Raw genomic sequence first — 26,856 nt, forward strand, 5'->3', positions numbered from 1 at the left:
TTTCGGGCATCGTGGACGGCTGCCGGTCGCAGGCTTTGAGGTCAGGCCACCGCTGTGAGGGCGCTCAGGGTGCCCGTCGCGTTGTCGGTCCAGGAGTGGTCCTCCTCCGAGCGTGACCTGATGACGAGCGAGCGGCCCGCCGACCGGTCGTCAGGTCCCACGATCACCTGGACAAGAGCGGCTGACTGCGTCCCGAAGGTGATGGGCGCGTTCAGGACGAGCTCCGCGATCTCGTCCAGACCCACCGTCCGCGCCGCGTGCAGCGCGAGTTCGACGAAGGCTGTGCCCGGGAGGATGACGGTCCCCATGACGGTGTGGTCGGCGAGCCACGCGTGGCCCGCCAGCGTCACCCGGCCGGTGAACAGGCGCGTACCGTCCGGGAGTTCGGTGGCCGTGGCCAGCAGCGGATGCGAGGCGGGCTCCAGGCCGAGACCCGCGGCCGAGCCGGCCGGGTCGGGCACCTCCAGCCAGTGGCGGCGGCGCTGGAAGGCGTACGTGGGAAGGCTGACCGCCCGGGCACCGCGCCCCGCCAGGAACCCTTTCCAGTCGACGGCCGTACCGCACACATGGGCCTGGACGAGACCGCCCAGGAGGGTGGCGGGCTCGGGAAGGTTCGGCCGCAGCAGCGGTACGGCGGTGGCGTTCGGCAGCGCCGAGCGGGTGAGCGCGGTGAGTACGCCGTCCGGGCCGATCTCCAGGAAGGTGGTGATGCCCTGCTCCTGGAGCTGGTTGAGCCCGTCGAGGAACCGGGTGGTGTTGCGGATGTGATCGGTCCAGTAGGCGGCGCCGATGATCTCGGAGCCCGCCGGACGGCCGGTCACGGTGGAGACGAGGGGGATACGGGGCGCGTGGTACGTGAGCGTCCCGGCGATGTCGTGGAAGTCCCCGAGTATCGGATCCATGTGCGGGGAGTGAAAGGCATGGCTCACGGTCAGCCGGCGGGTGCGCCGCCCCTGCGCCGTGAACTCCAGGCCGATGGTGTCGACGTCCTCCTCGTCGCCGGAGACGACGACGGAACGGGTGCCGTTGACGGCGGCGATGCCCACCCGCTCGGTGAGGTGCGGGACCACCTCCTCCTCGGTCGCCTCGACGGCGAGCATGGCGCCGCCGCCGGGCAGGGCCTGCATCAGCGAGCCGCGCGCGGCGACCAGCCGGCAGGCGTCGTCCAGGGAGAGGATCCCCGCCGTGTGGGCCGCGGCTATCTCACCGATCGAATGACCGATGAGATGCGTCGGGGTGACGCCGAAGTCGGCGGCCAGGAGCCGGGTGAGGGCCGTCTGGAAGGCGAAGAGGGCGGGCTGGGTGTACCGGGTCTGGTTGAGCAGCGTGGGGTCGTCGGCGAAGACGACCTCCTTGACCGGGACTTCGGCCTTCAGATGCCGGTCCAGATTCGCGCACACCTCGTCGAACGCCTCCCGGAAGACCGGGTACGCGTCGTAGAGCCCCCGTCCCATGCCCGGGTGCTGGGCACCCTGGCCGGTGAAGAGGAAGGCGACCTTCTTCGAGCGGGAGTGCCCCTGGAGGGAAGCGGCGCCGGAGTCCTGAGCGAGCGTCCGCAGACTCTCGACCAGCTCGTCCCGGGTGGCGCCGACCACGGCGGCCTGGTGCTCGAAGGTGGTACGCGTGGCGACCAGGGAGTACGCGATGTCGGCGGGCCGCAGATCCGGGTGCTCGGTGACATGGTCGACCAGGCGCTGCGCCTGGTCGCGCAGGCCCTGTTCGGTCTTGGCCGACAGGAGCCAGGGGACCGTGGTGGCCTCCGGCGTCGTGCCGGGCGCCTGATCGGCCGGAGCGGGAGCTTCCTCAAGGATCAGGTGGGCGTTGGTGCCGCTGATGCCGAAGGAGGAGACGGCCGAGCGGCGCGGGTGGTCGGTCTTCGGCCAGGCACGCGCCTCGGTCAGAAGCCGCACGTTGCCGGTGGTCCAGTCGATCTGCGGACTGGGCTCGTCCACGTGGAGCGTGCGGGGCAGCGTCCCGTGGCGCATGGCCTGGATCATCTTGATGACCCCGCCGATGCCGGCGGCGGCCTGGGCGTGCCCGATGTTCGACTTCAACGACCCCAGCCACAGGGGCTGTTCGGCCCCATGGCTCTGGCCGTACGTGGCGAGAAGCGCCTGGGCCTCGATCGGGTCACCGAGGGGCGTTCCCGTGCCATGACCCTCGACCGCGTCGACCTGGTCGGGGGTCAGCCCCGCGACGGCCAGCGCCGCCTGGATGACCCGCTGCTGGGCCGGCCCGTTGGGCGCGCTCAACTGGCTGCTCTTGCCGTCCTGGTTGACCGCCGAGCCACGGATGACGGCCAGCACACGGTGCCCGTTGGCCTCGGCGTCCGACAGACGCTCCAGCAGCACCACACCCGCGCCCTCGGCCCAGATCGTGCCGTCGGCGGCGCCCGCGAACGACTTGCACCGGCCGTCGGGCGCAAGCCCGCGCTGACGGCTGAACTCCACGAACATCCCCGGCGTCGGCATCACCGCGGCGCCACTGGCCAGGGCCATGCTGGACTCGCCGTTCCGCAGCGACTGGCAGGCCAGGTGAAGGGCCACCAGCGAGGAGGAACACGCCGTGTCGACCGTGACCGCCGGGCCCTCCAGACCGAGCGTGTACGCGATCCGCCCGGAGGCCACGCTGAGGGTGTTGCCGGTCAGCAGGTGACCCTCGACATCCTCGGGACCCTGGTGGATCAGCGACGCGTACTCGTGCCCGGAGACCCCGCTGAACACCCCGGTACGGCTGCCACGCAGCTCGGCCGGCGCCAGCCCGGCGCTCTCCAGGGTCTCCCACGTGATCTCCAGCAGCAGCCGCTGCTGAGGGTCGAGGGCCAGGGCCTCACGCGGGCTGATGCCGAAGAAGTCGGAGTCGAACCGGTCCGCGTCGTAGATGAAGCCGCCCTCACGGGCGTACGTCTTCCCGGACGCGTTCGGATCGGCGTCGTACAGCTCCTCCAGGTCCCAGCCCCGGTTGTCCGGGAACGGACCGACCGCGTCCCGGCCCTCCGCGACCAGCTCCCACAGCTCCTCGGGCGTACCGGCCCCGCCGGGGAACCGGCAGGCCATGCCCACGACCGCGATGGGCTCGCTGTCCCGCGACTCCACCTCGGCCAGCCGCTGACGGGTCCGCTGAAGATCAGCGGTCACCCGCTTGAGGTACTCGCGCAGCTTGTCCTCGTTCATGATGCGACGCCGCTCCTTTGCCGAGTCGTGTGCCGAGTCATGAGAGCCCCAGCTCGTTGTCGATGAAGTCGAAGAGATCGTCGTCCGTCGCGCTCTCGATCGCGACGTTCGTTCCCTGCCGTTCGGCGTCGTCCAGGCCGTCCAGCTTCTGCAGGAGAGCCTGCATCCGTGCCACGACCGCGGTACGGGCGCCGGGCGCCACGGTCCCGAGACTGCCCTCCAGCCTGTCCAGCTCGGCGACCAGCGCCTGCGGGACCTCGTCCGGGGTGCTCTCGGTCCCCTCGGGTGCCAGCTCCGCGCGGAGCATGGTGGCGAGCTGAACCGGTGTGGGGTAGTCGAACAGCGTCGTGGGAGGCAGCCGCAGGCCGGTGGCCTGGTTGAGATTGTTCCGGAACTCGACCGTGGTGAGCGAGTCGAGCCCCATGTCCAGGAACCCGCTGTCGGGGTCGATGGCGTCCGGCGAACCGTGGCCGAGGACCGCGGCGACCTGGCCGTGGATGTAGGTGAGCAGGATGTCCAACTGCGCGGCCTCGTCCTGGGAGGCGAGCCGCTGCCTCAGCGCGTTCGGCGCCGTGGCGCCGTCCTGGGCCGCGGCACGCCGCCCGCGGGGGCGGACCAGTCCGTGCAGGACCGGCGGGACCGGGGCGTCGCCGTCGCCCAGCCGGGCGAGGTTGAGCTTGGCGGGCACCAGCAGCGTCCGGTCCGAGGCGAGCGCCACATCGAGCAGGGCGAGCGCCTGTGCCGTGGGCATCGCGCCGATGCCGCCGCGGTCAAGCCGCGCCCGTCCGACCGGGTCCAGACCCGCCGTCAGCTCACTGGTCTGCGCCCACAGGCCCCAGGCCAGTGAGAGGGCCGGCAGGCCCCGTCCCCGGCGGTGGGAGGCGAGCCCGTCCAGGAAGGTGTTCGCCGCCGCGTAGTTGGCCTGACCGGGGTTGCCGATCGCGCCGGCCGCGGAGGAGAACAGGACGAACGCCGCCAGGTCCATGGTCTCGGTCAGCTGGTGCAGGTGGTAGGCCCCGTCGACCTTCGGCCGCATCACCGCCGACAGCCGCTCCGGCGTCAGCGAGGCGAGCGCCGCGTCGTCGAGGACACCGGCCGTGTGGAACACACCGGTCAGCGGGTGCGTGTCGGGAATCGACTTCAGAAGCCCGGCCGCCTCCTCGGCGACCGCCGTGTCGCAGGAAGCGACGCTGACCTCGGCGCCCAGCGCCTTCAGCTCCGCGGTCAGCTCCGCCGCCCCGTCCGCGGCCGGGCCACGCCGGCTCGTCAGGAGCAGATGACGTACGCCGTGCCGCTCGACCAGGTGCCGGGCGAGCAGGCCGCCGAGGGTTCCGGTGCCGCCGGTGATGAGTACGGTCCCCTCGGGGGCGAACCCGGCACCGGTGACTTCGGCGTCCCCGCCGTCCTCCTGCGTGGGCAGCGTCGCGTGCACCAGTCGCGGTACGCGCAACTCGCCCTCACGGATGGCCAGTTGCGGCTCTCCCGTGGCGAGCGCCGCCGGGAGGGCGGCGAGTGTGGCGTCCGAGCCGTCGATGTCGACGACCACGAACCGGTCGGGATACTCCGACCCCGCCGTCCGCATCAGACCCCATACCGCGGTCCCGGCCGGGTCGGGCACCTGCTCGCCGTCGGCCGTGGCCACCGCGTTCCGGGTCACCACCACCAGCCGCGAGTCGGTGAGGGCGTCGTCCGAGACGAAGTCCCGGATCAGCTTGACCAGTTCGTCCACCGAGGTGTGGGTGTGCGCCGCCAGGTCGTCGCCGTCGAAGCGGCCGGGTCCGGCCAGCACGATCCGTGGCGGCCGGGCACCGTTCGACGCGGGCCCGCTCAGCGTGGCGAGAGTGGAGTGGTCCACCACGTCGGTCCCGGCCTCGCGGAGCGCCGCGGTCAGATCCGTCAGGCCGAGTCCGGCCCACCGTCCGGCGTCGGCCGACGCCGGCGCGGCGAGGGGGCTCCAGCCCATCTCGTACAGGGCGTTGCTCTGCTGGGCACGGGCGGCGGCGACCTGGTCGGAGGCCACCTCACGCATGGACAGACCCGTGATGGTCAGCACAGGAGCGCCGGTGGGATCGGCGACGGCCAGCGACATCAGATCCCGCTCGGAGCGGGTCAGCCGCACCCGCAGCCGGGACGGGCCGAAGGCGTGCAGAGCCACACCGCTCCAGGAGAAGGGCAGCCGCACGGCGTCCGAGCCGTACCAGAACAGCATCAGCGGGTGCAGTGCCGAGTCGAGGAGCGCGGGGTGAATCCCGTACGCCTCGGGGTCCGTGCCCTCCGGCAGCGCGATCTCCGCGTAGAGGGTCTCGCCGACCCGCCAGCCCGCCTTGAAGCCCTGGAACAGCGGCCCGTAGTCGTATCCGCGCCCGATGAAGCCGCGGTAGAACTCCTCCATCTCGACGGCCTCGCCCTCGGCGGGCGGCCACACCGTCAGATCGAAGTCGGGCTCAGGCGCCGCCCCGGTGAGGAAGCCACTTGCGTGGCGCGTCCACTCGGCCGACTCCTCGGCGACCTCGCTCTCCGGCGCGGAGTAGAGGGAGAACGGTCGCCGCCCGCCCTCGTCCGCGGCACCCACGGTCACTCGCAGCTCCCGGCCACCCTGCTCGGGCACGGCCAGGAACGCGTGGTGCGTGAGCTCTTCGATCTGGTCGCAGTCGACGTACCCGCCGGCGTGCAGCAGGAGATCCACGAAGGCGACACCCGGCAGCACGACCGTTCCGTGCACGACGTGGTCCCGCAGCCAGGGCTGCGCCTTGAGCGAGACCCGGCCGGTGAACACCGCGCCTTCCCCGTCGGGGAGCGGAATCGCCGCCGTGAGGAGGGGATGCCCCGAGCTGTTCTGGGCCTTGGCGGCGGGACTTGCCTGGTCCAGCCAGTAGCGCTGGCGCTGGAAGGGGTAGGTGGGCAGGTTCGGGTGGGTTTGGCGGGCCGGGAGATGAGCGGTGAGGTCGGCGGGGGCGCCGGCCGTGTGCGCGGTGGCGAGGGCGGCGAGGAGCGTGCCGGCCTCGGAGTGTCCCTTGCGCAGTACGGCCGTGGGTGTGGCGGTGTGGGTGCCGTCGGTGGCGCTGAGGGTCTCGTTGACCAGAGTGGTGAGGACGGGGTCGGGTCCGAGTTCGAGGTAGTGGCGGGTGCCGAGCCCGTCGAGGGTGCGGATGGTGTCGGCGAAGCGTACGGCGTCGCGGACGTGCTGGACCCAGTACCGCGCGGTGGTGATGTGGTGATCGGCGATCTCGCCGGTGACGGCGGAGACGACCGGGATGGTCGGGGTGTGGTACGTCAGGTCCCCGGCGACGCGTTCGAACTCCGCAAGCATGGGGTCCATGTGAGGGGAGTGGAACGCGTGGGACACCGTCAAGCGCCGTGTCTTGACCCCGGTTTCGGCGAGGGTCGCGGCGATCTGGGTGGCCGCTTCCTCGTCGCCGGAGATGACGATCGAGTTGGGGCCGTTGACGGCGGCGATGGTGACGTGGTGCTCGTGGCCTTCGAGGAGCGGGAGGACCTGCTCCTCGGTGGCGCGGAGCGAGATCATGGCGCCGTTGCCCGGGAGGGCCTGCATGAGTGACCCACGAGCCGCCACGAGTCGGCTGGCGTCGTTGAGGGTGAAGATGCCCGCGACATGGGCGGCTGCGATCTCACCGATGGAGTGCCCGGCCAGGTGGTGCGGTGTGACGCCGAACGATTCCACCAGTCTGTACAGCGCGGTCTCGATGGCGAAGAGCGCGGACTGTGTGTACCGGGTCTGGTTCAGCAGCTCCGGGTCGTCCGCGAACACGACGTCCTTGACGGGTACTTCGGCGTCCAGATGCCGGTCGAGCGTGGTGCACACCTCGTCGAACGCCTCCCGGAACACCGGGTACGCGTCGTACAACTCCCGGCCCATACCGGCCCGCTGCGCACCCTGTCCCGTGAAGAGGAACGCGGTGCCCCCCGGGCGTGCCGTTCCGGTGACGACGGTGCGAGAGGTCTCGCCGTCGCTCAACGAGCGCAGACCCGCGAGGAGTTCGTCACGACCGTCACCGACGACCACCGCACGGTGCTGGAACTGGGACCGTGTCGAGGCGAGCGCGTGGGCGACCTGGTCCGGGCGTGCCTCGGTGTCGCTTTCGAGGTACTCGCTCAACTGGAGCGCCTGGTCGCGGAGCGCCTGTTCGGTCTTGGCGGACAGGAACCAGGGCACCGTGCCGACCGTCGGCTCGGTGTCACGCACCGGCTCCGGGTGGGTCGCGGTGGGCGCTTCCTCAAGGATGAGGTGGGCGTTGGTGCCGCTGATGCCGAAGGAGGAGACGGCCGAGCGGCGCGGGTGGTCGGTCTCGGGCCAGGCGCGCGCCTCCGTGAGGAGCTGCACATTGCCCGACTCCCAGTCGATCTGGGGGCTCGGCTCGTCCACGTGGAGCGTCCGGGGGAGTGTCCCGTGGCGCATGGCCTGGATCATCTTGATGACTCCGCCGATACCGGCGGCGGCCTGGGCGTGCCCGATGTTGGACTTCAACGAACCGAGCCACAGGGGCTCTTCACGGTTCTGGCCGTAGGTGGCGAGAAGCGCCTGGGCCTCGATGGGGTCACCGAGCGGCGTTCCGGTGCCGTGTCCTTCGACCGCGTCGACCTGGTCGGGGCTGAGCCCGGCGCCGGCGAGAGCGGCGTTGATGACCCGCTGCTGGGACGGACCGTTCGGGGCGGTGAGACCGTTGCTGGCGCCGTCCTGGTTGACGGCGGAGCCGCGGATGACGGCGAGGACCGTGTGTCCGTTGGCCTTGGCGTCCGACAGACGCTCCAGCAGGACCATGCCCGCGCCCTCGGCCCAGATGGTGCCGTCGGCGGCGCCCGCGTACGACTTGGCGCGGCTGTCGGGCGCAAGCCCGCGCTGGCGGCTGAACTCCATGAACATGCCGGGGTTGGCCATGATCGTGGCGCCACCGGCCAGGGCCATGGTCGATTCGCCGTTCCGCAGCGACTGGCAGGCCAGGTGCATCGCGACGAGCGACGACGAGCACGCGGTGTCGACGGTGACGGCCGGGCCTTCCAGACCCAGCGTGTACGAGATACGTCCCGAGGCCACGCTCGACGTCGTACCCGTCAGCAGGTAACCCTCGACCGGTTCGGCACCCTGGTGGGTGAGCGAGACGTACTCCGCGGCCGCGACACCGGCGAAGACGCCGACCGGCTTTCCGCGCAGGGCGTCGGGGCGGATGCCCGCGTTCTCGAACGTCTCCCACGTCGTCTCAAGCAGCAGCCGCTGCTGCGGGTCGAGCGCGAGAGCCTCACGGGGGCTGATCCCGAAGAACTCGGGGTCGAACCGGTCGGCGTCGTACAGGAACCCGCCCTCACTGGCGTACGACTTCCCGCGTACGTCCGGGTCGGCGTCGAAGAGGTTCTCGATGTCCCAGCCACGGTTGTCCGGGAAGGCACCCACGGCGTCACGCTCGTCCACGACCAGCTGCCACAGGGCCTCGGGCGTGTCCGCGCCGGGGAAGCGGCAGCCCATACCCACGATCACGATCGGGTCGGCCGCGTCGCTCCGCGACGACGCGCTTCGGGTGGTGCGGCGCGCCACCTGCGTGCCCGCCTCGGCCTGCCCGCTGCCCACGAGCTGGCTCCGGATGTAGCCGGCCAGCACCGTGGGGGTGGGGTAGTCGAAGAGCAGCGTGGACGGGAGTCGCATCCCGGACGCCTTGTTGAGCGAGTTGCGCAACTCCACCGAGCTGAGCGAGTCGAACCCGAGCTCCTTGAACGAGTGCACCGGGTCGATCGAGTTGGGCGATCCATGTCCGAGGACGGTGGCCACGTGGTTGCGCAGGAAGTCAAGGATGATCTTGTCCTGCTCGGCCTCCGGACGGCCGGCGATCGCCTGCCCGAGGGCTCCGACCTCCGCCCCGGCGCCCGCCGACTGGGCGGCGCTGCGCAGCGGCGTACGGACCAGGCCCCGGAAGACCGGCGCGACGGGGGTCGTCGCGGCGCGGGCCCGCAGCCCGGCCAGGTCGAGCTTGGCCGGGACGACCACGACCTGATCGGCTTCGAGCGCCGCGTCGAAGTGCCCGAGTGCCTGGTCGGCGGGCATCGGCAGCAGGCCGCCGCGGTTCATGCGCGCCTGGTCCTGCTCATCGAGGGTGTCGGCCATACCGCTCTCCCACAGGCCCCACGCGAGGGACTTGGCGGGGAGTCCGGCGGACCGGCGGTGCTCGGCGAGTTCATCGAGGAAGACGTTCGCCGCCGCGTAGTTGGACTGTCCGGGAGAGCCCAGGACTCCGACCACCGACGAGAACATGACGAAGGCGTTCAGCTCCAGGTCGCGGGTCAGCTCGTGCAGGTTCCACGCGCCGTCCACCTTCGGGCGGAGCACCCCGTCCAGCCGCTCCGGGGTCAGCGCCGTGACGATGCCGTCGTCCAGAGTGCCGGCGCAGTGGACCACCGCGCCGAGCGGGTGCTCGTCGGGCAGGCTCGCCAGCAGTGTCTCCAGCGACTCCCGGTCGGCCGTGTCGCAGGCCGCGATCGTGACCTCGGCGCCGAGTTCGGCCAGCTCTTCGGTGATCGTGCTGCCTGCCGTACGTCCGCGCCTGCTCGTGAGCAGCAGCTTCTTCACACCGTGTTCGGTGACCAGGTGCCGGGCGAGGAGCGTGCCCAGCGCGCCGGTGCCGCCGGTGATGAGGACCGTCTTCTCCGGGTCGAACGGCGCCGTGGACGCGGTCGGCGCGGAGTCGGACGTGGCGTCGGAGCCGGCGGAGTTCGCGCCGGCACGGGCGAGGCGAGGGGCGAGAAGCCGGCCGTCGCGCACGGCCAGTTGGGGCTCGTCGGTGGCGAGAGCGGCCGAAAGGGCCCGCAGGGACGAATCCGAACCGTCGAGGTCGATCAGGGTGAACCGGTCGGGGTGTTCCGTCTGCGCGGTGCGGATCAGTCCCCAGACCGCCGCTCCGGCCAGGTCGGTCCGGCCGCCGGTCCCCGTGGACATCGCGCCCTTGGTGAGGACCACCAGCCGGGAGTCCGGCCGTTCGTCGGCCAGGATCGTCTGGACGAGGCCGAGTACGCGGTGCGTGAAAGAGCGGGCGGTCCGCGCCGGGTCGGCGCCGGGCTCGGAGACGCACCAGGTGAAGACCACGTCCGGCCTGCTGGTGTCGTCCCCGGGCGTCGTCGGAAGCGTGATGGCGTCGGGCGCCACCTCGACCGCCGCGCCGAGCGGCGAGAGTGCCCCGGTGACCTGGGCGTTGCCCGGATCGGCGACCACGGCCCACTTGGCGCCGGCGCTCTGTGTCTTGTCCTCGACCGCCTGGACGTCGGTCCAGTCGACCTTGTAGAGCTCTCCGGCGTCCGCCGCACGGGTGGCGGCGAGCTGGTCGGCGCCGACCGTCCGCATCGCGAGGGAGTCGATCGTCATGACCGGCGTCCCCGTCTGGTCGGCGATGACCAGTGACGCGGTGTCGGGTGTGGTCCAGGTGTGACGGATCCGCAGCGAGCCGGCCCCCGTCGCGTGGAGGGACACACCGGCCCAGGAGAACGGCACCCGGATCGAGTCGTCCGCCTCGGTCTCGCCCATGATCAGCGCGGCCGGCTGGAGGGCCGAGTCGAGCAGACCCGGGTGGATGCCGTAGTCACCGGGATCCGATCCGGTGGGCAGGGAGACTTCCGCGTACGTCGTGTCGCCGTCCTGCCAGGCCTTCTTGAGCCCGCGGAACAGCGGCCCGTAGCCGAAGCCCCCGTCCGTGACGCGGCGGTAGAACTCCGCCACGTCCATCTCCTCCATGGTGTCCGTGATCTCCGGCGGCCAGACCTCGTTCCTGAGCGAGTCCGCACCCGCGGGGACTTCCCTGCGTTCGGCCCCCAGCACACCCGTGGCGTGGAGGGTCCAGTCGGTCTCGACCGGAACGTCCTCCGGCCGGGAGTAGAACGCGAACGACCGGTGACCCGAGTTGTCCGCCGGCTCGACGAGAAGCCTCAGCTGGAGGGCGGCGCGCTCCGGCACGGCGAGGAACACATGGTGGGTCAGTTCCTCGATGTGCTCGCAGTCCACATGGCGTGCCGCGTGGAGCAGGAGGTCCACGAAGGCCACACCGGGGACGATCATCGTCCCGAAGATGATGTGCTCAGCCACCCAGTCCGGGTCGTTCCCGGAGACACGGCCGGTGAACAAGTGTCCGCCGCCGTCCGGGAGTTCGGCCAGCGTGGTCAGCACAGGGTGACTGGTGGCCGTCAGCCCCAGACCGTCGGCGCCCGAGGTGGGCTTCGCCGGCTCCAGCCAGTAGTGCTGGCGCTGGAAGGGGTAGGTGGGCAGGCCCGGGGCGGGGGCCGGACCCTCGCCGATCACGGGGGTCCAGCGGACCTGCGTGCCGTTGGCGTGTGCGGCGGCCAGAGCGGTGAGGAAGCTCTGGTTCTCGTCCCGGTCGCGGTGCAGGGTGGCGACATGGACGGCGTCGACGTCGTCCGGCACGGAGTCCTGCGCCATGGCGGTCAGGACGGGGTCGGGGCCGAGTTCGAGGTAGTGCCGGGTCCCGAGCCGGTCGAGGGTCGTGATCGCGTCGGCGAAGCGGACGGCCTCCCTGACGTGCTGGACCCAGTACTGCGGGGTGGTGATGTAGTGATCGGCCAGCTCGCCGCTGAGGGCGGAGACGATCGGGATCGTCGGGGTGTGGTAGATCAGCTCCCCCGCGACGAGTTCGAACTCGTCCAGCATGGGCTCCATGTGGGGCGAGTGGAACGCGTGGGAGACCGTCAGCCGCCGTGTCTTGACCCCGGTCTCGGCGAGCGAGTCGGCGATCCGAGTGGCGGCCTCTTCGTCACCCGAGATGACGATCGAGCTGGGCCCGTTCACTGCCGCGATCGTGACCTCGTCCTCATGGCCTTCGAGGAGGGGAACGATCTGTCCCTCGGTGGCGCGGAGCGAGATCATGGCGCCGTTGGCGGGCAGGGCCTGCATCAACGACCCACGGGCGGCGACGAGTCGGCACGCGTCATCGAGGGAGAAGATGCCCGCGACGTGCGCGGCTGCGATCTCACCGATCGAGTGGCCGGCCAGGTACTGCGGCGTCACGCCGAACGACTCGACCAGACGGTAGAGCGCGGTCTCGATGGCGAAGAGCGCGGACTGTGTGTAGCGGGTCTGGTTGAGCAGGGTGGGATCGTCGGCGAAGACGACGTCCTTGACCGGTACTTCGGCGTTCAGGTGCTGGTCGAGGGTGGTGCAGACCTCGTCGAACGTGTCCCGGAAGACCGGGTACGTGTCGTACAACTCCCGGCCCATACCGGGCCGTTGCGCGCCCTGTCCCGTGAAGAGGAACGCGGTCTTGCCGGGGTGAGGCGTGCCACGGACCAGCGCCGGGGACGGCTCACCGAGGGTGAGCGCGCCCAGCACGCGGTCGAACGCCTCGTGCTCGTTGCCGAACACCACGGCCCGGTACGGGAACTGGGCCCGGGTGGTGGCGAGTGCGTGGGCGACCCGGTCCGGGCGCACCTCGGGGTTGAGTTCGAGGTACGTACGCAGCTGCTGCGCCTGGTCGCGGAGAGCCTGCTCCGTCTTGGCGGAGAGAAGCCACGGGATGAGGGCGGCCTGGGGGCCGTCCTGCTCCTGGTCGTCCTCGGTGGACTCCGGTGTGACCGGGGCCTGTTCGAGGATGACATGGGCGTTGGTGCCGCTGATGCCGAAGGAGGAGACGGCGGAGCGGCGCGGCTGGCCGGTCTCCGGCCAGTCGCGGGCCTCGGTCAGAAGCCGCACATTGCCCGACTCCCAGTCGATGTGCGGGCTGGGCTCGTCCACGTGGAGCGTCCGCGGCAGGGTGCCGTGGCGCATGGCCTGGATCATCTTGATGACTCCGCCGATACCGGCGGCGGCCTGGGCATGGCCGATGTTGGACTTCAACGAACCGAGCCAGAGCGGCTCTTCACGGTTCTGGCCGTACGTGGCAAGAAGCGCCTGGGCCTCGATCGGGTCGCCCAGCGGCGTTCCGGTGCCGTGGGCCTCGACCGCGTCGACCTGGTCGGCGGTCAGACCCGCGCCGGTGAGCGCGGCCTTGATGACGCGCTGCTGAGAGGGACCGTTCGGGGCGGTCAGACCGTTGCTCGCGCCGTCCTGGTTGACCGCGGAGCCGCGGATCACGGCGAGCACCGTGTGTCCGTTGGCCTTCGCGTCCGACAGACGCTCAAGGAGCACCATGCCAGCGCCCTCGGCCCAGATGGTGCCGTCGGCGGCACCGGCGAACGACTTGCACCGGCCGTCGGGCGCAAGCCCGCGCTGGCGGCTGAACTCCAGGAACATGCCCGGGTTGGCCATGACCGTCGCGCCACCGGCGAGAGCCATCGTGGACTCGCCGTTCCGCAGCGACTGGCACGCCAGGTGCATCGCGACGAGCGACGACGAGCACGCCGTGTCGACGGTGACCGCCGGGCCTTCCAGACCCAGCGTGTAGGCGACTCGCCCGGAGGCGACACTCGCCGTCGTACCCGTCAGCAGGAACCCGTCGACAGGCTCGCTGCCCTTGTGGACGAGGGAGCCGTACTCCTGGGTGACGACACCGGCGAAGACACCGACGGGCTTGCCGCGCAGGGCGTCGGGGCGGATACCCGCGTTCTCGAACGTCTCCCACGTCGTCTCCAGGAGGAGCCGCTGCTGCGGGTCGAGCGCGAGAGCCTCACGGGGGCTGATCCCGAAGAACTCGGGGTCGAACCGGTCGGCGTCGTACAGGAACCCACCCGTACGGGCATAGGTCCTTCCGCGCACGTCGGGGTCCGGGTCGAACAACTCCTCAAGATCCCAGCCGCGGTTGACGGGGAAGGAGCCGATGGCGTCCACCCCCTCGGTGACCAGCCGCCACAGCTCGTCCGGCGTGGTGGCGCCACCGGGGTAGCGGCAGCCCATACCGACCACGGCGATCGGGTCGTCGTCGTCACGCGGGACCACCGGTACGACGGCGGTCTCCACCGCGTCCTGCGGCAACACGGCCTCGTCGTCGACCAGTTCGTCCCTGAGGTGCGTGATCAGCGCCTCGGGCGTCGGGTGGTCGAACAGCATCGTGGACGGCAGGTGCAGTCCCAGCGACTCGCCGAGCACCATGAGGAGTTCGATACCGGCGAGCGAGTCGAAGCCGAGGTCCTTGAACGAGCTCTCGGGGTCGATGACCAGCGGCGAGCTGTGGCCCAGGACGGCCGCGACGTGCTTGCGCAGGACCTCCAGGAGGAGTTCGCGCTGCTCGTCCTCGGACCGGCCGGCCAGCTGCCGGCGCAGCGAGGACTCGTCCACCTCCTCACCGCCGCGCTCGGCGGGCGGTGCCTGGGCCGGAAGCAGTTCGGCGAGCAGCGGGGACAGCATCGAGGCCCGCTGCGAGCGTGCGCCGGAGACATCGACCCCGGCGGGCACGAGCACGGCTCGCGCCGTCGCGAGGGCCGAGTCGAAGAGCCCGAGCGCCCGCTCGGTGGGCATCGGCGCCAGTCCGCCGCGGTTCATACGCGCCCGGTCCTGCTCGTCCAGGGTGTCGGCCATACCGGCTTCCCACAGGCCCCAGGCGAGGGACTTCGCGGGGAGTCCGGCGGACCGGCGGTGTTCGGCGAGCTGGTCCAGGAAGGAGTTGGCGGCGGCGTAGTTGGCCTGTCCGGGGGAGCCCAGGACACCGACCACCGACGAGAACATGACGAAGGCGTCCAGGTCCAGGTCCTGGGTCAGCTCGTGCAGGTTCCACGCGCCCTCGACCTTCGGGCGGAGTACCGCGTCCAGCCGGTCCGGGGTGAGTTCCGTGACCACACCGTCGTCCAGGACACCGGCGCAGTGGACCACCGCACCCAGCGGGTGCTCCGCGGGCAGCCCCGCGAGCAGCGCTTCGAGCGACTGCCGGTCGGCCGCGTCGCAGGCGGCGACCGTGACCTCGGCGCCGAGTCCGGCCAGCTCCGCGGTGAGCGCGCTGTCCGTACGGCCGCTCCGGCTCGTCAGCAGCAGCTTCCTGACGCCGTGCCGGGTGACCAGGTGCCGGGCGAGGATCGAGCCGAGGGCGCCGGTGCCGCCGGTGATGAGTACGGTGCGCCGCGCGTCGAACGTCGCGGGAATCGCGCCCGGCGTCAGACGGGCGAGGCGCGGCACGAAGAACCGCCCCTCGCGCAGGGCCAGTTGGCGCTCTCCGGTGGAGAGGGCGGCCACGATTGCCTCGTCGGAGGCCCGCGAGCCGTCGACGTCGACGAGCGTGAACCGGTCCGGGTGCTCGGACTGGGACGACCGGATCAGACCCCAGACCGCCGCTCCGGCGAGGTCGGCCGACGCGTCGCCGGTCCCGGTGGACCGCGCGTTCTCGGTGAGGACCACCAGACGCGAGTCCGGCGCTCCGTCGGCCAGGACCGCCTGGAGCAGGTCAAGGGCCTTGCGGGTCTGTGCGTGTGCCGCCTCGACCGGTTCGGCGCCGTCGGCGGTGAAGCGGGCGACGACCGTCGACGGCCGGGCCGCGCCGGCCCGCAGCGAAGCGCGCAGCGCATCGGCGTCCGGGTACGAATCGGCCGCGGAACCGAGCGCCGCCAGCACAGCGGCGACCCGCGGATTACGGGTGTCTCCCACCACGGCCCAGCCGGCGCCGTCGGGGCGCGCCGCCGCGCGCGGCGGCGCGGGTACCGCGCGCCAGGCGACCTCGTGGAGCGCGCCGTCGCGGTCGGGCCTGGCAGCTTCGAGCTGCTCGGAGCTGACCCCGCGCATGGCGAGCGAGTCCACCGTCAGGACCGGCGCACCGGACGGGTCCGTCACCGTCAGGGCGACCGTCTCGGGCGTCGTGCGTACGAGCTGGACCCGCAGGGCACGGGCGCCGTTGGCGTGGAGGGCCACACCGCTCCAGGAGAACGGCACCAGGAGCGTGCCGTCCGTCCGGGTCGAGGCCAGCGCGATCGGGTGGAGCGCGGAGTCGAGCAGACCGGGGTGGACGCCGTACGAGCCAGGGGCGGTCCCCGCGGGCAGGGCCACCTCGGCGTACAGCGTGTCGCCGTCCTCCCAGGCGGCGCCGAGCCCCTGGAAGACCCCGGCGTAACCGAATCCGGCCTCGGCGACGTGCCGGTAGAAGCCGTCGGTGTCCAGCGCCTCGGCGGAGGCCGGGGGCCAGACCGCGTCCGCCGCCGGGATGGCCGGCGGTACGGCGGGGGCCGTGCCGAGCGCACCGGTGGCGTGGCAGGTCCAGTCGGCGCCCAGCGGGGCGTCCTCGGGCCGCGAGTGGACGGCGAAGCTCCGGCGCCCGGAGTCGTCCGCCGGCCGGACGACGACCCTCAGCTGAAGGGCGCCGTGCTCCGGCAGAGCCAGGAAGACATGGTGGGTGAGCTCCTCGATACGGGGGCGTCCCACCAGGGCCGCGGCGTGCAGCAGCATGTCGACGAAGGCGACACCCGGCATGACCGGGGTGCCGAAGACGGCGTGGTCGGCAGCCCACGGAGGCGCGGAGGCGTTGACCCGGCCGGTCAGCAGGAGGCCGCCCGGGTCGGGCAGCTCGGCGGCGGTGGTGAGCACCGGGTGCCCGGTGGCGGTCAGTCCCGCCGAACTCACGTCCCCTGTGGCGGCCGTGGCCGTGAGCCAGTAGCGCTGGCGCTGGAAGGGGTACGTGGGGAGGTCGGGGTGGCTGTCGGCGCTCGGGAGATGGGTGGTGAGGTTCGCGGGGGCGCCGGCCGCGTGCGCGGTGGCGAGGGCGGTGAGGAGCGTGGTGGCCTCGGAGTGTCCCTTGCGGAGGACGGCCACGGGGCTGGTGCTGTTACGGGACTTGGTGAGGGTCTCGTTGACCAGAGTGGTGAGAACCGGGTCGGGTCCGAGTTCGAGGTAGTGGCGGGTGCCGAGCCCGTCGAGGGTGCGGATGGTGTCGGCGAAGCGTACGGCGTCGCGGACGTGCTGGACCCAGTACCGCGCGGTGGTGATGTGGTGATCGGCGAGTTCGCCGGTGACGGCGGAGACGACCGGAATCAGCGGGGTGTGGTACGTCAGGTCGGCGGCGACGCGTTCGAACTCGTCCAGCATGGGGTCCATGTGGGGTGAGTGGAAGGCGTGGGAGACCGTCAGCCGCTTCGTCTTGACCCCGGTCTTGGCGAGGGAGTCGGCGATCTGGGTGGCGGCCTTTTCGTCGCCGGAGATGACGATCGAGTTGGGGCCGTTGACGGCGGCGATGGTGACGTGGTGTTCGTGGCCTTCGAGGAGTGGGAGTACCTGTTCCTCGGTGGTGCGGAGCGAGATCATGGCGCCGTTGGCGGGCAGGGCCTGCATCAACGACCCACGGGCGGCGACGAGTCGGCACGCGTCGTTGAGGGTGAAGATGCCGGCTACGTGTGCGGCGGTGATCTCACCGATGGAGTGGCCGGCCAGGTGGTGCGGGGTGAGCCCGAAGGACTCGACCAGGCGGTAGAGCGCGGTCTCGATGGCGAAGAGCGCGGACTGTGTGTAGCGGGTCTGGTTCAGCAGTTCCGGGTCGTCCGCGAACACGACGTCCTTGACCGGTACTTCGGCGTCCAGATGCCGGTCGAGGGTGGCGCAGACCTCGTCGAACGTGTCCCGGAACACCGGGTACGTGTCGTACAACTCCCGGCCCATACCGGCCCGCTGCGAGCCCTGCCCGGTGAACAGGAAGGCGGTCGTGCCTTCCCGCGCCGTTCCGGTGACGACCTCGCGGGAGGTCTCACCGTTGCTCAACGAGCGCAGACCCGCGAGGAGTTCGTCGCGGCCCTCACCGATCACCACGGCCCGGTGCTGGAAACGCGCGCGGGTGGAAGTGAGCGCCTGACCGATGTGCGCGGGGTGGAGATCGGGCTGCGCGGTCACGTGGTCGAGCAACTGCCGCGCCTGGTCACGGAGAGACTGTTCCGTCTTGGCGGACAGGAACCACGGCACGAGGCCCGCCTGGGGCGCGTCCTGCTCCTGCTCGTCCTCGGCGGGCTCCGGTGTGACCGGGGGCTGCTCGATGATCAGGTGGGCGTTGGTGCCGCTGATGCCGAAGGAGGAGACGGCGGCCCGGCGGGGATGATCCGTCTCGGGCCAGGCACGCGCCTCGGTGAGGAGCTGTACGTTGCCGGACGTCCAGTCGATGTGCGGGCTGGGCTCGTCGACGTTGATGGTCCGCGGCAGGGTGCCGTGGCGCATGGCCTGGATCATCTTGATGACTCCGCCGATACCGGCGGCGGCCTGCGTGTGCCCGATGTTGGACTTCAACGACCCCAGCCACAGGGGCTCTTCACGGTTCTGGCCGTACGTGGCGAGAAGCGCCTGGGCCTCGATCGGGTCACCGAGCGGCGTTCCCGTGCCATGGGCCTCGACCGCGTCGACCTGGTCGCCGGTCAGCCCCGCGCCGGCCAGCGCCGCGTTGATGACCCGCTGCTGGGACGGACCGTTCGGAGCGGTCAGACCGTTGCTGGCGCCGTCCTGGTTGACCGCGGAGCCGCGGATGACCGCGAGGACCGTGTGTCCGTTGGCCTTCGCGTCCGACAGACGCTCCAGCAGGACCATGCCCGCGCCCTCGGCCCAGATCGTGCCGTCGGCGGCGCCCGCGAACGACTTGCACCGGCCGTCGGGCGCAAGCCCGCGCTGCTGACCGAACTCCACGAACATGCCGGGGGTCGCCATGACCGCGACGCCGCCCGCCAGGGCCAGCGAGCAGTCACCGGCGCGCAGCGCCTGCGCCGCCTGGTGCATCGCGACGAGCGACGACGAGCACGCCGTGTCGACCGTGACCGCCGGACCCTCAAGGCCGAAGGTGTACGAGATACGCCCGGAGACGACACTCGCGGTGTTGCCGGTGAGCAGATATCCGCCGAGACCGTCGTCGCCCTCGTGCAGCCGGGGGCCGTACTCCTGCGACATCGCGCCCACGAACACACCGGTGCTGCTGCCCTGCAGACCGTCCGGGTCGATCCCGGCGCGCTCCAGCGCCTCCCAGGTGACCTGGAGGAGCACCCGCTGCTGCGGGTCCATCGCCGTGGCCTCGCGCGGGCTGATGCCGAAGAACTCGGTGTCGAACTCGGCGGCCTCGTCGAGGAATCCGCCGTGCCGCGTGTACGTCTTGCCGCGCACCCCGGGCTCGGGGTCGTACAGGGCTTCCAGATCCCAGCCACGGTCGGTGGGGAAGCCCGAGATCGCGCTCACACCGTTGTCCACGAGCCGCCACAGCTCGTCCGGGGTGCCGGCGCCGCCGGGGTAGCGGCAGGCCATGCCGACGATCACGATCGGGTCGTCGGCGTCCAGCACAGAACCCGACCGCGACAGCACGGACGCGGCCGACGACGAGTCGTCGCCCAGGGCCAGTTCGATCAGCCGCCGGGCCAGCCGCGACGGGCTCGGGTGGTCGAAGACGACGGTCTCCGGCAGCGCGAGACCGGTGACGTCCACGAGGTTCTGCCGGAGCTGGACCGCCATTGTGGAGTCCATGCCCAGCTCACGGAAGGCCTGGCCGACCTCCACCGTGTCCGTGCTCAGATGGCCGAGCACGATCGCCGTACGCAGCCGCACCAGCTCCAGCGCCACCCGGGTGCGCTCGTCGGCCGGCAGTCCGGCGATCCGCTGCGACCACGAGGAGCCGGCCGCCGCGGGGGTCTCCTCGCGTGCCGCTTCCGGGAGTTGGGCGGTGCCACGTGTGCCGGGCTCGAACGCGGTCGAGACGTCCGGCCAGTAGCTCTCGCGCTGGAACGCGTACGTCGGCAGCGCCACCCGGCCCGGCGCCCGACCGGCGAAGACGGCGGACCAGTCCACGGGCAGACCGCGAACGTGCAGCTCCGCCAGCGAAGTCAGCAGCTGCGGCCACGGAGTCTCGTTGCGGCGCAGCGAGTCCACGACCACCGCGTCCGGCAGCGTCGCACGCAGTCCGACCGTGAGGACGGGGTGCGGGCTCGACTCCACGAACGTGCCGAAGCCGTCCTCGGCCATGGCCCGGAGGGTCGACTCGAAGAGAACGGGCCGGCGGAGGTTGGAGAACCAGTAATCGGCGTCGAGCCCGGCCGTGTCGATCGCGCCCGCGGTCACCGTCGAGTAGAAGGCGATGTCGCACGAACGCGGCGTCACTCCGGCGAACTGCTCAAGGAGCCGGTCCTTGATGGCGTCCATGTGCGGCGAGTGGGAGGCGAAGTCCACGGCGGAGACGGCCTTCGCGCGAATCCCGTCGCTCTCGCAGCGGGCCAGCAGCTCGGCGACCGCGTCAGGGGTTCCGGCCACGACCGTGGTGGTGGGCCCGTTGACCACGGCGACGCTCAGCCTGTCGCCGAAGGGCTCGATGTACTCGGCGACCCGGTCGGCCGCCAGCGGCACCGACGCCATCGCCCCGGTGCCCGAGAGCGTCATGATCGTCTGGCTGCGCAGGGCCACGATCCTGGCGGCGTCCGCCAGGTCGAGCGCGCCCGCGATGTGCGCCGCGGCGATCTCGCCCTGCGAGTGACCGATGACCGCGTCGGGCCGTACGCCCAGCGACTCCCACACCCGGGCGAGCGAGACCATCACCGCGAACAGCACGGGCTGGACGACGTCCGCGCGGTCGAGGGCCGCCGCGCCGGACTCGGCGGTGAGTGTGTCCAGCAGCGACCAGTCGACGTACGGGGCGAGGGCTTCGTGGCACGCCTCGATCGACGCGCGGAAGACCGCCGACGTGCGCATCAGCTCGCGTGCCATGCCTTCCCACTGCGAGCCCTGCCCCGGGAAGACCAGCGCGGTCTTCCCGTGCTCACCGGTCACCCCGGTGACGAGCCCCGGCACCTCGGCGCCGGACTTCAACGCCGCCAACTGGGCGTCGTGGTCGAGCCCGAGGGCGACGGCGCGGTGCTCGAAGTGGGTACGGGTACCGGCCAGCGACCGGCCGATGTCGAACGCGTCCGCGTCCCCGGTCCGCCGCTCCAGCAGCCGCCCGGCCTGGGCGCGCAGAGCGGCCTCCGTACGCCCGGAGACCAGCCACGGGGCCAGCTCCAACTTCGGCTCGTCGCCCTGCGGCGCGGCCTCGGGAACGGCAGGCTCGGGCGCCTCGGCGAGGACGACGTGGCAGTTCGTACCGCCCACGCCGAAGGAGCTCACACCGGCAAGCAGAGGCGCGTCCGGCCAGGGGCCGGACGCGGTCTGGACACGCAGATTGAGTGCGTCGGGATCGATACGCGGGTTCGGCGTCTCGTAGTTGAGGCTCGCCGGGATCTCCCGGTGCCGGATGCTCAGCGCCGTCTTGATCAGACCGACGATGCCCGCCGCGCCTTCCAGGTGCCCGACGTTGGTCTTGGCCGAGCCGACGAGAACGGGTTCGCCCGCGGGGCGCGCGGTGCCGTACGTGGCGCCGATGCCGGCCGCCTCCAGCGGGTCGCCGGTCGGGGTGCCCGTGCCGTGGAGTTCCACGTAACGGACCTCGGCCGGGTCCACACCCGCGTCCTCGCACGCCTGGCGCAGCACCGTCGCCTGCGCCTCGGCGCTGGGCACGGTGAGTCCGTCGGTGGAGCCGTCGTTGTTGACCGCGCTGCCGCGGATGACGCCGTAGACCGTGTCGCCGTCGCGCACCGCGTCAGCGAGCCGCTTCAGTACGACGACGCCGCCGCCCTCACCGCGTACGTAGCCGTTGGCCCGCGCGTCGAAGGTGAAGCAGCGTCCGTCGGGCGACAACCCGCCGAACATCCCGGCGACTTCGGCGCTCTCGGGCGCGAAGTTCAGCGCCACACCGCCCGCCAGGGCCAGGGTGGCCTCGCCCTTGCGCAGGCTCTCGACCGCCAGGTGCACCGCCACGAGCGACGACGACTGGGCCGAATCGACCGCCATGCTCGGGCCGTTGAGGCCCAGCGCGTACGACACGCGGTTGGCGATGACGCCGCGGTTCAGACCCGGCAGCGAGTGCTGGGTGATCGCGCCGCCCCGGTGGGCCAGCGCCGCGTAGTCACCGGCTATCGCGCCGACGATGACGGCGGTCGCGGTGGACCGCAGCGTCTCCGGGACGATGCCCGCGTCCTCCAGGGCCTCCCAGGCCAGCTCGGCGAAGAGCCGCTGCTGGGGGTCGATCGCCACGGCCTCGCGCGGCGATATCCCGAAGAACGCCGCGTCGAACTGGTCCACGCGGTCGAGGAACCCGCCGTGACGCAGCGCGGCGCGGTGCCGCTCAGGCGAGTCCGGCAGCACCTCGTCCGGGTTCCAACGGTCCTGTGGTACCTCGCCGATCGCACTCCGGCCCGACCGCAGCAGCTCCCAGAAGGCGCTGGCGTCGGGTGCCTGGGGGAGGCGGCATGACATGCCGGTGATAGCGATTGCATCCGTACCGTGAACAAGATCACTCGACATGATGGCGAGTGCCTCCCTCATCGCGCGCTTCGAAAACGCCGGGCAGGCGTTCGTCTTGAGGGAACGATCATCATCTCCCCCGCTCGCCCCCAGCTACCCGTAGAGCCCCCTAGGACGGCGTTGTCAGGGGGTACCCCTGGAGACGTCCGTCTCCCGGCCCTCCGTACAAACACAAGTCCGCCCGCCCGTTGGAGAACGGGCAGGCGGACGGGGCCCCTTGGGGGGATACGGATCAGACGGACTCGTAGCTGACCGCGTGTGCTCCCTGGAGGAGCTGCTCGCGGTTCCTGATGCCCATCTTGCGGTAGACGCGGGTCAGATGCTGTTCCACGGTGCTGACCGTGATGAACAGCCTCTCGGCGATCTCACGGTTGGCGTACCCCTGCGCGGCCAGCATCGCGACGCGTCGTTCGGACTCGCTGAGGGTGCCGAAACTGTCCTGGGCCACCCGGTCGGGACCGCGGGACCCCTCGGCCGGCCTGGTGTCCATGTTCTGCGGCATGGACGTCGGAAGCAGCGCCTGGCAGAGCGACTCCGCCTGGCAGCTCTTGGCGAGCCGCCACGCGCGCCGCGCGGTCGGCCGCGCCCGCTTGTCGCCCAACTGCTGGTAGGCGCGGCTGAGATCGGCCAGGACAGCCGCCGCCTCGTAACGCGCGCCGCTCGCCTCCAGCAGCCGGAAGGCGTCCCGCAGGATCGAGGGCTGCTTCGCGGTCGCCTGGACCAGCGCCAGGGTGTGCAGGGTCATCCCGCGCGAGCGGGTGAGCCCGTTGTCGGGATTGGCGAGCTGCTTCTCGACGAGCCGGGCCGCCTGCTCCCGGTCGCCCAGCCGCAGCCACACCTCGGCCTCTCCGAGCCGCCAGGGCGCCAGGGCGGGGGTGTCGATGTCCCAGCGCCGCATCAGCGTGCCGCACTCCTGGAAGTCCGACAGCGCGAGATACGTGTTGCCCGTCGCGAGGTGGTGACGGCCGCGCGCGTACAGGTAGTGCAGCCCCGCCCGGGTGAGGAAGAGCGCCGGCGGCGGCTCGGCCGCCAAGTGCTTCGCCGCGGCCTGGTGGTTGCCCATGGCGGTGTGGGCCTCGACGAGCACGGTCAGCGCCAGCGCGCTGCTGACGTTCCACCTCGGCCCGGACAGCCGGGCGTACGCCGTCTCCGCCTGGCGTACGGCGTCCGCCAGCCGTCCGCGCCGCAGTGAGAGGAGCGCGCCGACGCTTTCGATCTGGGCGCGCCAGCCGGGGGCCTCATGTCCTTCCATCTCGGCCGCGACCAGCTCGTACCACGTGGCGGCGGCGTCGAGTTGATCTGCGTAGCACAGGGCCAGCAGCGCCTTCGGCAGACCGCTGAGTCTCGATGTCGACCGGCTCTGGCTGCCCTGGAACACCTGCTCCGCCAGGGCGACGGCGTATTTGTCGGCGCCGTTCTCAAGGACGAGGGCGAGGGCGTGGCGTGCCCTTAATTCCGCGTGGGACGTCGCCGGGGCGGTGGTGGCCGGGAGCGGACGGCTCAGTCGTTCGAGCAGACCGGGGACCTCGGCGGCCATCAGCATCCGGGTGCTGTGCAGCGCGTTCGACAGGTCCTCGTCGCCGGTGTTGACGTGGTCGACAACTTCCAGTGCCTCGTCGAAGTTGAGGTGGAACAGCATCCCCTCGGCGACCCACAGGGCGTCGTTGCCCGCGAGCTTCCCTTCGAGGATGGGGCCCTTGAGCGCGCGGAAGTGCGGGCCGGACTCCGCGGGCCTGAGCTGCCACTGGCCGAACGCGTAGAGGGACTTGGCCGACAGCCGCTGTCCCTCGTCCGACGAGCACTCGCAGGCCAGCTCCAGATACCGGATGCCCTGCGGTACGTCCCCGTCCTCCATGGCGTGCGACGCGGCCTCCTGCAGGACGGGCAGCACCCATCCGTCGTGCAGCGGGCCGACGTTGAGCAGATGCATGGCGACTGCCTGCGGCGGCGCCCCGCCCTCGTTCAACAGGCAGGCGGCGCGGTAGCGCTGCTGGGTCGCCTCGCCGTGCGGCATCTCACCGAGGACCGCCTGCCGCACGCCCGCGTGCCGCAGCCGCGCGCCCTCCAGCACCCCCATGCTGGTGAACAGCCGTATATAACGTTTCAGCAGTTCGGGGTCGATACCGCTCAGGCGGCTGAGCAGAAGAGGTGTGGTCGCCTCGTCCAGCAGGGCGACACACCGGGCGACCCGGACCGCGCGCGGACCGAGCCGGTGCAGATAGGCGAGGACCGCCTGATAGAAGACGGGGCCGATCGACGCCCCGCCCTCGGTGGTCGTCTGGCGGCCGGGGCCCTCGGTCTGCTGCGGGACCGGCCCCGGGGCGGACTCGGACGCCGCGCGCAGCCGGTGCTCCTCGATGAGCGCCAGCGCGAGCAGCGGGTTTCCACCGCTCAGCCGGTGGATCTCCACGACGAGCCGGTCCGACGGCAGGACCGGGAGCCGGCTCGCGGCCAGCCCCATGAGGTCCACGCGCGTGAGCGGCTCCAGATGGAAGTGGCGCGCGCTGGTCCGGTACAGCAGGTCGTCCAGGACCCGAGCCGGCTGCTCGTCGACGGAGACACCGTGCGTGAAGACCAGCGTGAGCGAGAGCTGGGTCAGCCGCTGCGCCAGGTGGCGCAGGCAGGTCAGGGTGGCGGTGTCGGTGTGCTGGATGTCGTCCACCGTGATGAGCACGGGGTGCCAGGTGGTCAGTTCGGCGATGACCTGGTAGGTCCGCCGGGCGACGGCCAGCGGGTCGTCGTGGGCCCCGGGCGGGGCGAGCGCGGCGGCCACATCGGCCGCCCTGCCGGTACGGAGAGTGCGCGGGCCCCCGTTGCCCGGACCCTCGGTGGCGATGCACTGCGTTTCGATCGAGTGCAGGAGCTGGGCGAGGGCGCTGTACGGAACCTCGCGCTCGTGGGGTGAACTCACCACGCTGAGCACGATGGTGCCCGCCGAAGTCGCCCGCTCCGCCAGTGCGTTGAGTGTCGTGGTCTTCCCGACCGCGGTCGAACCGCTGATCGCGGCGATGGCCCCCCTGCCTCGCGTGGACTGGATCAGCAGATCGTCGAGCTGTTCGAGTATCTTGTCCCGTTCCTTCAACACTACGAGCCTTCCCCCCCTGTTTACACCTTTTGGTCGTGCAGGCTGGTCTCTGTTTCCGGCGCACCCAGAAACGGAACCCAGTCGTCAATATGAGAAGCATAGTGACCGTATTCGGTCACCACCCGGCGATAGGATAAGCGCTGTCGCGCTAGGGAGTGGTAAGTGCCGCTGTGCGAAATCTCCTAGTAACCTTGGCGGCGATTACCGGCCCGTAGGGGAACTTTCGAGGGTCCGCAGAGCCGGGTCTGCTGCTGTACGGGGCGAATTGGGCGGGTGCCGACACCCGGAGTCGGCCGCTTCACGGACTGCCTGTACTACGATACGGTCCTCACCGTCGGTCGCGGTTACCAAAAAACGCTTCCGTCGCCGATTCAAGCGCGTCGGCTTGCTTTCGGCCAAAACCCTGAAGACCAGCGACGATCTGCCCCCGGCGACCTAGACGGAATCCATACGCGAAGGGTTCCGGCCGTGACGTGTTCATCACGCGGATAGGTGAAGTCGGTGTTACCGGTGAGTTCGCAGGGCCCGAGTGGTGCAGCCGCGACGCGGCTCCCGGTGCGTACGTACGGAGACCGCCGCGACGGGGCCGACAGGATCGCGCGGAGCGGCCGGCGGACTCGGGGGACGACTGACTCCCGGTACGGAGAACGGGAGTTGAAGACCCCGTGAATCCACCGCGGTCCGCGCGGTGACCGTGTGAACGCCCTGGTGAGGCGGCGGGAGGGGCTCAGGTCCCGGGGGTGTGGTCCTGGTGGACCCCGAGCGGCGCGCGGCCGAATCGCCCCGCGCACAAACGCGCCGAGCGTGCTCCCTTGGCAAATCGGCTCGCCTAGGGTCCGGACATCCCCGCGCGCTTTTCCCGCACGACGATGGCGGAGCGAAGCGTGCGGCGGACGGACCTTTTGTGCGCACGGGATGAACGGCTGTTGGCCTTAAGATGCCCGGCTGTATGCCCTGGTCGGAGAAGTGCGCGAGCCCCGGCATTCCGTTTGCGGCGGATAGTGCGGTGGGCGCAAGGCCGACGGCGGCTGGGCGGCGCGGAATTGAAGATAGCAGGCGCGCGGGGGCGCGAGCGGCGCGCGGCGGGGCTGTTTACCTTGCTGTTGAAAAACAATAGTCACGCCTTTTCCCTCGCGCCATAGTCCACCCCGGGCAGGGGATACCGGTCACGTGCGGGTACTTGCGGGCGACGGGACGGCCCGTTCGGGCGAGGGCGCTCCCGTGGTGAAAACATAGCGCATCGGCGTTGTTGAACTCGCCGAGTTCGGCGCCCCCGAACAGCGCCCCGCAGGTGGGCTGTCGGATCCGGGCTCCGCCGCCGGGCCGGGCGACCGCTGCGGAGCCGCGAGACCGGGCGGGGATCGGCCACCCTCCTTCGCTCCCCAAGACCGGAACGTGCCCGT

At 71.3% G+C, this 26,856-nt stretch carries 3 protein-coding genes; all 3 read right to left on the minus strand.

The window, feature by feature from the left end; translation table 11 throughout:
- Positions 1–41: 41 nt before the first annotated feature.
- A complete protein-coding gene (locus tag OIE74_RS34740) occupies positions 42–3,173 on the minus strand; it encodes a type I polyketide synthase (protein ID WP_329390875.1) in 3,132 nt (1,043 codons plus the stop codon).
- Between the two features lie 37 nt (positions 3,174–3,210).
- Positions 3,211–22,389, minus strand: coding sequence for a type I polyketide synthase (locus tag OIE74_RS34745; RefSeq protein ID WP_329390878.1), 19,179 nt, complete (start codon positions 22,387–22,389; stop codon positions 3,211–3,213).
- A 211-nt stretch (positions 22,390–22,600) separates the two neighbouring features.
- Entirely contained in the window at positions 22,601–25,453 is a 2,853-nt protein-coding gene (locus OIE74_RS34750) for a helix-turn-helix transcriptional regulator (protein ID WP_329390880.1), read from the minus strand.
- Between the last annotated feature and the right edge of the window lie 1,403 nt (positions 25,454–26,856).

The sequence above is a fragment of the Streptomyces sp. NBC_01716 genome, from assembly GCF_036248275.1.
In the GTDB taxonomy this organism is placed as follows: domain Bacteria; phylum Actinomycetota; class Actinomycetes; order Streptomycetales; family Streptomycetaceae; genus Streptomyces.